General features: G+C 37.4%; 23 protein-coding genes and 1 pseudogene. 4 read left to right on the top strand and 20 right to left on the bottom strand.

Annotation, left to right across the window (positions count from 1 at the left end):
• The first annotated feature begins 263 nt into the window (after positions 1-263).
• Positions 264-674, top strand: a complete 411-nt coding sequence (locus tag FDF36_RS06100) for a hypothetical protein (protein ID WP_220390721.1) — start codon at positions 264-266, stop codon at positions 672-674.
• Between the two features lie 205 nt (positions 675-879).
• Here FDF36_RS06100 and FDF36_RS06105 read toward each other — a convergent pair whose 3' ends face one another.
• Positions 880-1653: a phage antirepressor KilAC domain-containing protein gene (locus FDF36_RS06105; protein WP_220390722.1), complete on the bottom strand. Its 774-nt coding sequence runs from the start codon at positions 1651-1653 to the stop codon at positions 880-882.
• 560 nt (positions 1654-2213) lie between these two features.
• Positions 2214-2462 (bottom strand): hypothetical protein, encoded by a 249-nt coding sequence (locus FDF36_RS06110; RefSeq protein WP_220390723.1) that lies wholly within the window; start codon positions 2460-2462, stop codon positions 2214-2216.
• A gap of 205 nt (positions 2463-2667) precedes the next feature.
• Here FDF36_RS06110 and FDF36_RS06115 point away from each other — a divergent pair, with 205 nt between their 5' ends.
• Both FDF36_RS06115 and FDF36_RS06120 read left to right on the top strand, forming a co-directional pair.
• A complete protein-coding gene (locus FDF36_RS06115) occupies positions 2668-2952 on the top strand; it encodes a helix-turn-helix domain-containing protein (protein ID WP_069108622.1) in 285 nt (94 codons plus the stop codon).
• Between the two features lie 191 nt (positions 2953-3143).
• A complete protein-coding gene (locus FDF36_RS06120) occupies positions 3144-3830 on the top strand; it encodes a DUF4468 domain-containing protein (protein WP_032585082.1) in 687 nt (228 codons plus the stop codon).
• A 635-nt stretch (positions 3831-4465) separates the two neighbouring features.
• On the opposite strand, the gene FDF36_RS06125 is transcribed toward FDF36_RS06120, so the two are convergent.
• From FDF36_RS06125 to FDF36_RS06205, 18 genes and pseudogenes are all read right to left on the bottom strand, one after another.
• Complete coding sequence (locus FDF36_RS06125) at positions 4466-4852, bottom strand: hypothetical protein (RefSeq protein ID WP_220390724.1); 387 nt, start codon at positions 4850-4852, stop codon at positions 4466-4468.
• Positions 4853-4923: 71 nt separating this feature from the next.
• Entirely contained in the window at positions 4924-5466 is a 543-nt protein-coding gene (locus tag FDF36_RS06130) for a hypothetical protein (protein ID WP_065849998.1), read from the bottom strand.
• Positions 5467-5468: 2 nt separating this feature from the next.
• Complete coding sequence (locus FDF36_RS06135; protein ID WP_065849999.1) at positions 5469-5861, bottom strand: hypothetical protein; 393 nt, start codon at positions 5859-5861, stop codon at positions 5469-5471.
• A complete protein-coding gene (locus tag FDF36_RS06140; protein ID WP_220390725.1) occupies positions 5858-6154 on the bottom strand; it encodes a hypothetical protein in 297 nt (98 codons plus the stop codon). Before FDF36_RS06140 ends, FDF36_RS06135 begins: the two co-directional genes overlap by 4 nt.
• Positions 6145-6468, bottom strand: a complete 324-nt coding sequence (locus FDF36_RS06145) for a hypothetical protein (RefSeq protein WP_220390726.1) — start codon at positions 6466-6468, stop codon at positions 6145-6147. The genes FDF36_RS06140 and FDF36_RS06145 overlap by 10 nt, the downstream gene beginning before the upstream one ends.
• Positions 6465-6779: a DUF6706 family protein gene (locus tag FDF36_RS06150; RefSeq protein ID WP_220390727.1), complete on the bottom strand. Its 315-nt coding sequence runs from the start codon at positions 6777-6779 to the stop codon at positions 6465-6467. Before FDF36_RS06150 ends, FDF36_RS06145 begins: the two co-directional genes overlap by 4 nt.
• Position 6780: 1 nt before the next feature.
• The gene (locus FDF36_RS06155; RefSeq protein WP_220390728.1) at positions 6781-7116 is read right to left on the bottom strand and encodes a hypothetical protein; all 336 of its coding nucleotides are present in this window, start codon (positions 7114-7116) and stop codon (positions 6781-6783) included.
• A 59-nt stretch (positions 7117-7175) separates the two neighbouring features.
• Positions 7176-8255: a hypothetical protein gene (locus tag FDF36_RS06160; RefSeq protein ID WP_220390729.1), complete on the bottom strand. Its 1080-nt coding sequence runs from the start codon at positions 8253-8255 to the stop codon at positions 7176-7178.
• 17 nt (positions 8256-8272) lie between these two features.
• Complete coding sequence (locus tag FDF36_RS06165) at positions 8273-8872, bottom strand: head fiber protein (RefSeq protein ID WP_220390730.1); 600 nt, start codon at positions 8870-8872, stop codon at positions 8273-8275.
• 5 nt (positions 8873-8877) lie between these two features.
• Positions 8878-9528 (bottom strand): hypothetical protein, encoded by a 651-nt coding sequence (locus tag FDF36_RS06170; RefSeq protein WP_220390731.1) that lies wholly within the window; start codon positions 9526-9528, stop codon positions 8878-8880.
• Positions 9529-9792: 264 nt separating this feature from the next.
• A complete protein-coding gene (locus FDF36_RS06175; protein WP_220390732.1) occupies positions 9793-10488 on the bottom strand; it encodes a hypothetical protein in 696 nt (231 codons plus the stop codon).
• A 2-nt stretch (positions 10489-10490) separates the two neighbouring features.
• Positions 10491-10853: a hypothetical protein gene (locus tag FDF36_RS06180; RefSeq protein WP_220390733.1), complete on the bottom strand. Its 363-nt coding sequence runs from the start codon at positions 10851-10853 to the stop codon at positions 10491-10493.
• On the bottom strand, positions 10850-11215 hold the full coding sequence (locus tag FDF36_RS06185) for a helix-turn-helix domain-containing protein (RefSeq protein WP_220390734.1): 366 nt from the start codon (positions 11213-11215) through the stop codon (positions 10850-10852). The genes FDF36_RS06180 and FDF36_RS06185 overlap by 4 nt, the downstream gene beginning before the upstream one ends.
• Before the next feature lie 4 nt (positions 11216-11219).
• Positions 11220-11513 (bottom strand): type II toxin-antitoxin system HigB family toxin, encoded by a 294-nt coding sequence (locus tag FDF36_RS06190; RefSeq protein ID WP_220390735.1) that lies wholly within the window; start codon positions 11511-11513, stop codon positions 11220-11222.
• A 166-nt stretch (positions 11514-11679) separates the two neighbouring features.
• Positions 11680-11871: pseudogene (locus FDF36_RS06195) on the bottom strand (phage portal protein); the annotation flags it as partial.
• The gene (locus tag FDF36_RS21515; RefSeq protein ID WP_130080476.1) at positions 11864-12232 is read right to left on the bottom strand and encodes a hypothetical protein; all 369 of its coding nucleotides are present in this window, start codon (positions 12230-12232) and stop codon (positions 11864-11866) included. The gene FDF36_RS21515 and the pseudogene FDF36_RS06195, both read right to left, overlap by 8 nt.
• A complete protein-coding gene (locus FDF36_RS06200; protein WP_130080477.1) occupies positions 12222-12596 on the bottom strand; it encodes a DUF6864 domain-containing function in 375 nt (124 codons plus the stop codon). The genes FDF36_RS21515 and FDF36_RS06200 overlap by 11 nt, the downstream gene beginning before the upstream one ends.
• A gap of 1 nt (position 12597) precedes the next feature.
• A complete protein-coding gene (locus tag FDF36_RS06205; RefSeq protein ID WP_220390736.1) occupies positions 12598-12885 on the bottom strand; it encodes a helix-turn-helix domain-containing protein in 288 nt (95 codons plus the stop codon).
• Positions 12886-13078: 193 nt separating this feature from the next.
• On the opposite strand from FDF36_RS06205, the gene FDF36_RS06210 reads away from it, so the two are divergent.
• A complete protein-coding gene (locus FDF36_RS06210) occupies positions 13079-13408 on the top strand; it encodes an SH3 beta-barrel fold-containing protein (RefSeq protein WP_220390737.1) in 330 nt (109 codons plus the stop codon).

Below are 13408 nucleotides of genomic sequence, written 5' to 3' on the forward strand. Positions count from 1 at the left end.
CGTGACAATAGACGAAAGGTTTGATATTTCTTATTTTACTTGATAAATTTACCACAGTTACAAGCTTTCATAGATGTTTTTTATCAACGAAAAACACACAATTAGCCGATTGTGCTAAAATAATTGTGAAAGTAGATATTGATAACCTATTTTGCTATTTCTAAGATGGCAGATGCACGACATTGGTAGAATTGTCGTGAAATAATAGGGTGTGATTAGATTTCTTGGTAGTTTTGCGTATTGTCTAACTAAAAACTACAATTATGGAAGATATGCTCACTTTTACAGGATGGATAGTTATCATCTTTGGTATTCTACAAATCGTTCTTTTCTTCAAGGTATGGATTATGACAGATGACGTTAGTAGGATAAAAAAGAACTTAATTGATGGTACAGACGCTTCTCTTGAAACAGCTAAAAAGGAAATCATGTTAGGGCATCCCGATAAAGCGTTTGAAATTTATAATAAATGTTTTATAAATGATATTGTAACATTGCATAAAGAAACTCGAACTGCTGGTATGAATTCAGAACCTGCAAAAGATGCCTATGAAGCAAAATATCAGGAAAAATGCCAATTATATAAAAATGAACTATCTAAATTGGGAAACAGCTATTTTATTGATTTTACGCGCTTTGATAATTTTGACAAAATAGATAAAATTATGTCATAACAAATAAAGGGTGATTTTTCACCCTTTATTCACTCAACAACATCTGTTTCAAAATCGGGCACCGTGCCCGGTTGTGATTTGCGTGATTGTTTTTCCGCTGTTTCTGATACTAATTTAAAAGCAAGTCATAATACCAACATAAAGGTACAAATTCCAACCCAACTATATAATAGCGCACGCCAACTTAATGACGTGCGCATTTATTTTAAGCCGCATCTTTACCCAAGAACTTTTCCACAAAGTAAATCTGCCCTTTACCTGTCACTTTGGTAGTGGTAGTTACCAATACAGAACCGTCCGGCTTGGTGATTGAGGTCTGTTTCAACTCAAAAAGCCCCAATTCCATTGATTTCTGCGTGGGCTGGTTATAGTAATTACCTTTCTGACAGAGATAGCCGTTTTCACGCATCCAAGTAAACAAGCGGTTCTGACCGATATTAACCCCATTTTGCTGCAATATCTTCGCCAGTTCGGCAACCAAACATGAGCGTTGAGAAGTTGAAACAGCGTCAGCAAAAAGAACTTTGGGCGCATCTTTCTGAATCTTCTGTTCTGCTTCGATACGTTTTTGCTTTTCTTCTTTCAGATTGGTCGCAAGTTGAATGAGAAAATCCGGTGAGGTGAGAGCCTTTTCAAGCGTTTCGTTCGTCATGTATGCACCATGCTTACGAATGGATGGCAGTACTTCATCGCATACCCAATCTTGAAATTTTTCAGCATCAGGCAAATTACTTCTCATTATCAAACGATATACATCTTTTTCTGGAATATATACCATATTAATACCTCCAGCACTATTTTCGTGTGGGTGATATACCTTTTTGCCTGATTTACAATGCCTTTGAATGGCATCTGCTGTATCTATATATCCAAGTGCATTAGCTACATCCTTTGCGCAAAACAAAGGTTCATCACTCTCATTCATCGCAATTCTCACTTTTCCGAACTGCTCATTTTGGAAAATCTGAATATTATTCATACTTTTACACAGTTTAAAAAATTAGACCCCACCAAAGGCAAGCTCCTCACTTCTTACCAATGGCGGGGTTTATACTTTTCAGCCGTGAGGATAGCTGCGTTATTTCTGTTTGCGAATTTACCACTAACCGATTGCGTGACCTAAAAAGTGTCGTGCATAGTCACGACAACCAATCCATTGTCGTAAATTCATTGCAAACTTATCTTATAATCGTGTAAGAGAAGAATTTTCATCCACTTGGCTTGTGACATCAGAGCTATTGTCACAAAATAATTGGCGGTTCTCTAATTCTATGCTGTTTCATACTCATTTCTTTAATACTTCATCAATCATATTACGAAGTTCTTTCAACTCTTCCTCGGTCAAGCCGTACACATTACCCAATGCAGAAGGTTTCTCTATTTTAAGAGCGTATTTTACCCCCCCTATTGCTTTTATATTGGTATGATACCGATACTAAATCGTTTACTCATTTCTTGTTACTTTTAAGTTTATTACTATGTTCCCAATCTCTGATTTGGTAACTCGGTTTGGTGGTGGTCTGATATTAAGGTTCATAATCATTTCGTTAAAGTTTCAACCCTGCCACTCATTGTTGTGCCGATAATATACGCCACATCATTGGCACAGTTATTCAATCTGCCTACCGTTTCATCCATACAGTCCCATTGCCCGGCATCCCTCAGTTCTTTTTCATCCATTGCCGATTGTACGATATTACGAGCTTGATTGATAAGACACATCGCTTTCAGTAATTCAGAGTGAACAGCTTTGTTCTTTATCTCTTCAATGTTTATTTCTGGTATCATAATCGTTATATTTTATGTGTTAGTATTCTATTTTATCTTATGTGATAATTTTACAATGCAAATATATCACATAAAGCAAATATAAACCAAATAAAAGAATAGTTATTTTTATCCCAAATGATATTTTTAACAATTAATCATATCATATATAGCAATTATTGGATTTTATATGTATATTTGCATCATCATAATTAATATATCATATATGAAATATAGAATTAAGGAGCTTTGCAAGGAAAAAGGCATTACATTGGAGTCTTTAGCCTTAGGAATTGGAACATCTCAAGCAAGTATTAGCCGAATCATTACGGGTAATGGAAATCCTACAATGGACAGTTTAGAAAGAATAGCTAAATTTCTCAATGTTGAAGTACCTGAATTATTCGTCAATGACGGTGTGATGGGATTTATTAAAGCTAAAGGACAATTATTTGAAATAAATTCAATATCGGATATTGAAACTACATTAGAGACAATAAAACTATTGTAACTGTTTGCCCCATTTTCGGTACTAAATTCAAACTAAAGTAAAAAGAGGACTAAAAGCGGATGAATTTGAGTACAAAGGAGTAGTTTACACGATAAAATCACGTTCTGACTTGGAAAATTTACTAAAAATAGTTGGTTAGTTAAAAATAGTATATACTTTTGCAATTTGTTTAATATTAAAAATACACGATTATGAAGAAAATTTTATTCTTAGTGATTGCCTTATGTTGTTATACTTCTATTAATGCTCAAGTAATGAGGGCAGAAGAGTTAGAAGAATATGCCAAAGAGAGATATGGAGATAAGTGGACTGAAGCAGCAGCAACGTTAGGTTCTCAACTTGCTCTTGACAAGAACAATTCTCTGACTTATACCCAAATAATAGAATGCGGAGAATCGAATAAAGAGCAGTTATATGTAACATTGAACTATTGGTTTACTGCTACATTCAATGACGCAAATTCCGTTATAAAATTAAATGATAAGGACACAGGAGTTATAATAGCCGAAGGATACGTATCGGATATTGCCGGTCATGTAGGGGGAATGAACGCTTATAATATTAGTATTCGTCCAATTATAAAAGTGGATATAAAAGATAAAAAAATACGCATTACTTACACAGTACAATATTATGATGTAATAAAGTCTTCAGGTGGTGGTATTATGGGAGCAATAGGAGGAACCATACCTGTAAATGGAAATGAGAAATGGGCCCTTGAGAGTTGCTATCCTTTTGTTGAAAAGGATCAGCATAAAGCTAAGAAAACATCATCAAAAGCACTTGTTATGACACATGCTTACTCTAATGTCATAATGGACAAAATTGAAGAAGCTGTAAAAAATGGAATTGTCGGAAATGAAAACGATAATTGGTAATTTGCAATAACATATAAGGTTTCGCCCCGTTCCTTCTGATTCGGGGCTTTTTTATTGTTCACATAACTAAGTGCCGGTCCAATCTCAACTCTCAGAAAGCGTATAAATAGGATATGTCCCTTCACATGATTTTATAGCCGGTTCACATAAGAAACGCGCCGGTACTTCTTGTGTGAACCTTCCTCTTATTAGTTCTGTTTTATATGATAATAGATGTGATTTAGCTGATAGTCATGTTGATATTGGTTAAAAAGCTCGTTTTGAAAGTGCTATCATGAGTAAGCCACCGGAAGAGATACAAAAGTATGGAAAAAGGATTAGTAAAACGACATTGCAATCTTTGTTTACCATTATTTCGACATTGATAGTCACATTTGTTTTTGTACTACAATTACTAAAGCTAACATAATAAAAGCCGGATTTCTCCGGCTTTTTCTTTACCTATCTCTTTTTTCTACGATTTGCCAATTCCTTACCACTGATTTTCCTTACCTTTTGACCACTATATACTGCGTGTAACTTATCTCGTTGCATCATCAACAGATTTCTATAAGGGATAACCTCAAACACTTCTGTATAACTCAGATGAAGCGTATCAACCAAATGGGCTATCTGCCCGAAGAACGTTGTGTTTCCTACTGTTTCGGTCTTGCAGCCAGCATCGACACGTTCCTCATCGAGCTGACACACTGAAAAGCCGAAATATCCATCATAGAGAAACACACCTCCAAAGCGTCCTTTACTTCTTCAAAAGTTCCATTTTCCAAGGCCTTAGCCAGCTTCTCGTTACCACAGATGAAACACGATAACCCATTCAATAGACCTTCAGTTAGTTCCGGTATCTCTTTCATGGCTTCTACTATATTCTCTCCCTTCATATCGACAGTAGAGAAGTGACGTATGGCCCGGCAGATAATTTTAATCGTTGGCGGCTTGATAGTGTAGACCACATCGCCGATTACCACATTCTTGAAATCTAATCCTAACAGGGAATCAGATACTATTTTTGCTGCTTGATTCATTCGATTAAATTAAAAAAAGGAGAAGGTGACAAATACCACCTCCTCCCTTTCAATTACACAATCTTTTTACCTTATCCCGCCGAAACCACAACTTCAGATTCATCGAACCATTTCTCGGAAGCCAAACCATCCACACCTGTAGTCAGCGGAGATGCAGATACGGCCAAACCAATAGCCTTATCCGTATTGGCACCACGTCCATTTATAGCCGCCTTCGGAAATACAACATATACACCGTCCTTAGTTTTACCAATTACACATTTATGGATAGGTTTGTATTTACCTCTTTCCCAAGATTTATCAGTAGATTTACCACCTTGCAAATCAGCTTTAGTAGCGTAATCATACTCGCCGATAGTGAAGTTAAGTTTCACTTCTCCCGGTTCTGATGTCTCTCTATAATACTCACCAGTCAAGGCATTCTTATACCGGGTAGTACTCGCCTCTGACTCCTCGTATTGGAATGTATCACCATGCACATTTTTCACTTGCTTTGTAGCCGCATTTTTCAGGATAGCAGCAACTTCCGCACCTGACAAACCTGTTGCTTTATTGGTAACCGATGCTATTGGTTCTGCATAATACAGTTCATCTATTTCTACTGCTGTAATCATAACTATTTTATATTTAACACATTAAACAAAATTCTCACATTCACATAATGACACTTCAAAGCTGCATCCGCTTCCGTGCCGATCGAATCAATCGAGTAACGATAGGTTGTGCCGTCATAGGTGCTTACCACATCATCAAATCGTTTGTTTGCTTCTCTTTCAAGCTCATTCAGACGGATGGTGTTCGCTTCATTCTCGCTTAAATCGGGCACGCAAAGATTCACTTCAGCAAAAGACTTCTTCCAATAGGTGCCTGGCTGTTGCTTCTTTGCGTGGATGACAATTCTTTCGGAAGTCAATTCACCGACCAGTTTTTCACCAGAGGGTACTATGTCTATTCCGAAAGCCTTGCAATCCCGATAGATAATGTTTCCTATGTCAGTGGTTACTATCATTCAAATTCTTCTTTTAATCGTTTCTCCGCATACAAAGCGGCACCACTTAAAACATCAAACCCTTTAGATTCCACGAATGAAGCATATTCCGCTTCGTTTTTCAGAGTTAAACCGTCTTTATCGACATCGTAATTATTAGATGTTCTCAAAGTGAGCGTGTGGTCTTGATAATCGCCATGTTCCTCCGCGTACTTCACGGCTTCATCACCCACATCAATCATCTTCTTCTGCACTTCCCATTTTCCGTCTTTGAGGAACTGGTCAACATCCGAAAAATCGAAATCTACATCCATAGCTCCGAGTTATTGAAGTAGTTCGTATTCTTAGCCGTGTAAACCTCGCCTTGCCCCCTTACACTTTCACCATCCATGCAACGGACTTCATCCCCTGCCTTGACGGTGATTCGCTTCTCACATACGACATGAAAAGCCGGATGGTAAACTGTACCATTGTCGGACGTAAACTCTTTTGTGGTGTTGTCATCACAACGGCACTTGCATACATCCTGCCAATCTTCACCACCGGTACCGGGAATCGGTCGCCCAAATTCATCGGTTTCCATCGGCTTGATGACTTTCACCTGCAATATGTGTGGAGCGAATATCATAAAAAAGTGCATTTAGGTTTATTGCTCAATTCATCTTTCAATCCGTACTGCTTGCACAGCAACGAATAGTAATCCTTGATGCCTTCAATGTTCCAAGACATGGAGAAGCCGCTTTCACTGATTGATGTAGCACGAAGCAATAGAGAGGGGATAAACCGAACGATAGATACGTGTACACGAGTATGGTTATCGGGGGTTATCTCATCCTCTCCGCTTATCTTCGAGTTAAGACACATATCCAAAAGGTCAGACTCCGACAACTGAATGCCGAAGGTCTGAAACTTCTGTTGTATGTAGTCGTTTACCGTCATATTAGTATGGCGTAATCAATTTACTGTATGCAGTGTAACTATAATGGGTACAATATTTCGATCTATAGACGTACCGGAACGGACACTTAGGAATATCGACTGATTTGCTTTGCATGGCCGGACTTTCGGTAACGACAAATACAGTTTGCGGGGCTGCCACTACCAAGAAATCCATAGGGACGGTTTTAACGACATCATCCTGAATGACCGGCATGCCGACATCAATCATCGAAACATCCGATTTTGGTGGAGTAGATTCACTCACAGAAGCTTGCACACTCAATGACACAAAGGCCATCATCAAAAAGCCACACATGGCAAAAATAAAATTCTTCATTTCTTTACTGATTTATAGAATTAGACAATGGAAGGGTAGCATTACCTACCCTATCCTTTTCATGCGTTCATCGTAGAAAGGTCGATGTTCACAATCTTATTGGGAGCAATAAACTCAGGAATCCACTCAGCAGTGTACTCCATGTATCTACCCTCTTCGTCACGATAGTTACATACGGACATCTGGCCTTCGGAAGAATTGTAAGAGCGTCCCGGAACGGGGTCGGTCATTACATACGGTTTATGATGGCGCATCTTCATCACCTTATCGGTTTGCAACAAGGTGATGCGGTCATCTACGTAAATCTGCACGTTCTCACCGTTCTGGTTCTCTACATAATCTTCCTTGATTTCGATTGCCGGAAGACCAATTCCCGTAAATACGCTGGATGCCATCTGGTCAGTTACCAACCCTGCGTTAACCATGAACTCACGTTCGCCAAGAATCATCTTGAACTTGTCCCCGAACTCAGAAGCACCTACAATGTTCTTCATAAATGTGCCACGAGACATAATCATCTTGGAGAAAACACCGTATTTAGCTTTCAACTTCTGAATCTCCTGCTGCAAGTAAGAGATGAACTTATCTTTTACTGCGGCGTCAGGAGTAAGGAAATGGAACGGCAAGTCGATGTCAAGCAATTCGATGTTCTCCTTGTTGTCCGCCAAGTGAACCTGCGCCTTGCCGGTCATCAGCAACTCCGGAACAACGATGTCCATACGCTTGTGTGGAGCAAGCAAAATCTGACGGTAATCATCAACAATAAAATCAATGATTTCCTGCAAGATTGTACGTTGGTCAGCAGTGTTGGCAGCATTGAATTTATCAATGATGTCTTGCAACTGAGACAGGCGTTCAATATCCATCTGATAACGGTCACCCAGGTAAGCGATTTCGGTGTAACCGCTTCCGAGGCTACGTCTTTCACGGATAGGCTTCTGGTCATTCTTGCCAATGATAGAACCGGCAACAACACCCGTTACTGTCCCAAGATAAGTCTTGAAAACACGGGTTTTGGTTTCCAAGAAGTCCCCGTATTGCTTCCAGTAGATTGTGTCCAATCTCATTTGAAGTACACGGTCGATAATCGCCTTAACGATTGCGGGGTCTGTAAATAAAGTTTGTATGGTCAAATTCATATCTAAACTTTTAATGATTAATACTCAAACTGGAAACGACTGGTCAATCCTACCTTGTCCAGTTCATGAATCGGAAGAACCAGCTTGCTTTCCTTTACCTCATACGCCTGCATCAGAAGAGTACAAAGAACTGCTCCGTCACTTTCAACTTTCTTCGCATCGTAGAGAACGAAGTTCGCTGTATTCTTCTTCACCGTACCGCCTACTGCAGTAGCTTCAAAGAGAACTGCATCCTTAGCGATGTTTTCTCCGAAAGCCGCTTTGATGGTTAATACATCATAGGCTTTATTGGACTTGTCGATAGATGCCACTTCCGCACCTTTCTTCCCACTTCCGATGAACATACCCTGATATGCCAGAGAATCTTTTGCCACCTTGATGGATAGATTAGCTTCTCCAGTTGTGTAGGCTTCTACCACTTTCACGTTGCGTACCGGAACGAGCGTGCGCTTTACCAAATCCGCTTGTACCGGAGTAAACACGGGCAAATAAGAGCCTACCACGAGGTTGGTAATATCCAACTTCCACGGTCCACTCTTTCGTACCCCAGTTTCAACGCGGTAAAACTCTTCCGGCTTGTAATCCGGTTTCAAGTCATAATGTGTACCTGCTGCCATTTAATTTACTTTTTAGATTCAACAATAGTTTTTGTTCCCTCTGAAATCATGTTGGCGATAGATTCAGATTCTTTCTCAATCTTCGTCTCCGCTGATTCAGGAGGGGTTACTCCTTGAAATCCGACATTTGCCAATTCTTGTTTTGCGTCCTTGAAGTAGGTGTCTAAGTCCGCGTCATCAGGAATCGCATAACGCTTTGCAAATGTTTCGGGAATACCATACTCCTTTGCCTTTGCCATAATCTGCTCCTGCCGGGTAGCCTGTGACTTCTCAGCCTTAAACTGAGCGAGTTCATCGGAAAGAGGTTTAACAGCAGCACTCACCGCATTTGCAATGATGGTCGCCATGTCATCTTTCTTATCTTCCGGCTTTGGATTTGAGTTAGGATTGGGATTAGGATTCTCGATTGGCTTACCGTCTTTAAGGTTATGCCTTTTCTCGTAGTTCAATACAGAAGTACGGGTAGCATCCCCGGCACGGAAATCACCATAGGAATTTAACACGTCCGAAAAGCTGATACCCTCAACGATTGAGTTTACCTTTGTATCGTCCGTTACACCCTCTGCCTTTTTAGCGGCTATTCGGGTTAAGATAGCAGTGTCCACCCCAGTGAATTTCTGTTGTAGTCCTGCCAAAATTTGTTCTAAGATTGTCATACCGTATGAATTGTTAAATTGGAATTTCAAATTGCGGAAGTAAAAATACAATCAATACAGATGATTAGTGAATATTTAAGCTTTCCATTCGTGACCTCAAAGCGATTGTCACAAATACGGTATAAAAGTAGAAAGTAAATAGGTGGAGGGGGAAATAATTAGATAGGTGATACACGACAATGGAACGATTGTCGTAAAAGAATAAAAAAGGCGTGAAACCGAATGGAATCACACCTTTCTTTTGAATCTAAAAGCCTTAATGTACTATGATAACTTTTTCTTCTTTGCTTCCTTAATAGACCCAATAGTTAAAGCTACTATTGGAACCAAATTTAATCCTAATTGTAGAGCATAATTTATATACGCTCTATTTAATATAACTGGAATTAAACCAAAAATCCATTGAGTTATCCAAATTAAAAAAGCCAGAATCCCAAGTCCCAATATAACCCCAATAATAGTAGCTACCTTATCTTTTTCAACAACAAAAGGAGCAAATATTAAGAATAACAATAATATTGCAAATAAAATAACCCATAGAAGAGATGACGTTACAGTGTGCCACATTTGATTTCTATTAACTTCTGGAAACCATTTTCCTATTACAGACAATATATTATCATCTGAATTTGTAATATTTGCTTTTGCGTTCTTTTCTATATTTGCATTTTCAAATAACGAAGCAAACCACTGAAATACATTTTTTCTATTGATTGCCTTCTCTATTTTATCATCAAGATGAGACAAAATAATAGAGTCTGATTTACATACAGCTTTTGCTTCTTCAACTTTTACTATATAATCAATTTCTATTTTATTTATCCAATAATATGAAATTCCCAAGATATTGTCTAATGCAAGAACTACTAACACCATCAATAGTGGAATGGCAATTTTTCGAGACACAGAAATTCTATCGCTTTCGAAAAAGCCAATAAACTTCCTTATCAATTCTTCCATGTTTAAATATTTACTTCAAGTTCTTTGCCTATTAAGTCAAAGTATAAATTCTGAAGTTGATGAAGTGATCTAACTGGTATATTGTAATCAACTCCTTTCAAACAAAAATGTGCATCAAGTTCAATCAATGAATGATAATAGACCGTAGCATTACCAAATTGCTTTTTTTCAAAACCACACTTCAAAAGCAATTCCTCTGTGAGAGGTATAGGTTCAAGAAGATGGTAATCATATTGGTTATGATTACCTTTCACACTTACTAAATAATCATCAATAGCGAATATTTTACCTTCTACAGATTTTGCTCCACTGGAATTTTTAGGAAAGACATAATTCCCTATTCTTAATTCTTTAACGTCTATCATACTCCTAACACAATATTAGCATCAATATTCAGCTTCCGGCTTATCTCACGAGCAACTTTCAAAGTCGGCTCACACTTACCAGAAATATAATCACTAAGACGCGATGGGCTGACACCTACTAATTTTGCAAGTGATTTCTGATTCAGTCCCATTTCGTACATACGAAGTTTAAGGACATCTACAAGCGTTGGCTCTCCCAAGGCGAAATGTTCTTCTGAATAATCAGCAACTAAATTAGAAAGAAGCTCCAATTCTATAGTATTCGGATCGTCCAAAGGAGTATCGTCTTTCACTAATGGAAGAAGCTCCTCTACTCTCTTTACTGCCCATTCATATTGGGGTTGATTTTCTATTTTTGTCATAATCCTAAATATTAGAACAATCTATTTTATCATATTCTTTATGAGTACCAATAAAGCGAACATACACAAACTTAATGGTAAACTTAATGACTACTACTAAACGATAGTTATTGCCTTTAATATTGAACACATAGTGCTGGTTACCCACATTATCTACACTATTAAATGTTTTTTTGACATCAGCAAAACAAGTCCACTCGCTTCTTTTAGCGATAGTAGCCCATTCTTGTAAAGCCACTTTTGAATCGGGATGGCTCTCTGCATATTCTTTTAATGCTTGTTCGGTAAATATTCTCATTGGTTACTCAATTATCATGTGACAAAGATAAGAATAAGATTCTATTTTTCAAAATTTAATTCCAATATTTATAACCGATACGAAAAAATAGCGGTAACTCCGAAGAATCACCGCTAAATGTTCTATTTTTCATCCATCAAAATTATAACTCCCGCAATTTTTCTGACTAATTCTCTGTTTTTTGTTCTTTATTTCCGATTTGAGCATTCTTTGCAGCCTGTTCTTCCTGTATCTCTTTTAGCTCTTCATCCAGTCTATCAGCATTCCCGGCAAACATAATACCTTCACGAGTAGACCAGATACCACCACTGACAGCGGAGACGGCGGTAGTAACCTTGTCATTCAAATCATCAATCAGCCTTTTCGTTTTTGATTTCAATTATCATTTTATCTGTTAAGTTACGTGATCGCAAACAATTTATCACTGAAACAATTAGCATTATGGCAGACGAAATAAAACCAAATACAAAAACAGCATACCAAATATCATGTGATACCCCTAAAAAGTCTTTATCAAAATTGCAAGTTAATAGACTTAATAAAATTGTTACAGATATACCTGCATAGCTAATCCAATCTCTAGTTTTCTTTATTCTATTTACAAACTTGCCAAATATCAACCTTAATTTATCTTCGGTGATAATTATTACATCTGATTTTGTATTAGAACAGACATTAGAAATAAATCCATTTTCTTGGGGTAAAAACTTATTTTCCATTTTGTTCCTCCATTTCTAACAAATAGAAATTAATTAATAAACTTTTGTTTTCACAGCCCAACAAATCAAAAACTCTATAATTCAAAAATAATTGTTTTTTTCTAAAGTTACCAATAAATATAGCTTCGCTATTTCCTCCACCAAAAGAACCTATAAAATTTATCAACTTAATTTGTAGCTTTACGCCAGATTCAATATTAAATTTCAACAAGCCCTCCTTTTCATCTTTATTGGTTTCAAAAGCAAAGGAAATATATAAATCCTTATCACTTGGATCTTCTAAAGTGATATCTATAGGTTTTCCTTCAACTTGCGTAACAAAAATAGAATCTAATAATTCATATTTTCCACATTGTACTTTCATATTATTGCACTTTTAAATTACTTGCTAAATTCTTCACATCCTCCACAGACTTCACCTCATGCACAGTATCACCTACTTTAACAAAGCCGACAATATCTCCGGTGTTTGACTTCTCGAAGAGTTCAATAACTGAAACTCCTAAGGCATCAGCTATCTTCTCCAATGTGCTAATAGTGGGGTTTCCATTAATGGCTTTTGATAGACCAACACGTGATAAGCCTATTTTATCAGCCAGTTCTGTTTGGTTGATTCCTGCCTCTTTACATAGTTCTAAAATTCTAAATCTCATATATGTATATATTTAGTTTACTTCCATTATTTATGGCAAAGTTACTCAAAGTTTTCATATTAGCCAAATAAGACAACTAAAACTATTCTTTTTACCATTTATTAACCATATTCATTTTGTTAACTGAATACTTATAGTTTACTTTGCAACATCAAAATGATAACTAAAAGTATAATTAAAACATATAAGTAGTATGAGCACAAAATTTAGAAGTCAGATGAAAGAGGTTATGCAAATGGCGTGGTCTTTTGTTCGTAAGAACGGTTACAACATGAGTGAAGCATTAAAATGCGCATGGGTTAATTTGAAGCTGAAAGCAGCCTTGAAAGTAAAGGTAGTAGAGTTCTATTTCAAAAAGACTGATGGCACGTTACGTCAAGCCTTTGGCACTCTCAAAGAGAATCTAATCGGTGAGATAAAGGGTACTGGCAGAAAGCCTAATGACAATCTGCAAGTGTACTGGGACACTGAAAAAGAAGAGTATAGATGCTTTAAGAAGTGTAACCTTATCAAAATCGCATGA

The sequence above is a fragment of the Bacteroides fragilis genome (assembly GCF_019583405.1).
Taxonomy (GTDB): domain Bacteria; phylum Bacteroidota; class Bacteroidia; order Bacteroidales; family Bacteroidaceae; genus Bacteroides; species Bacteroides fragilis_B.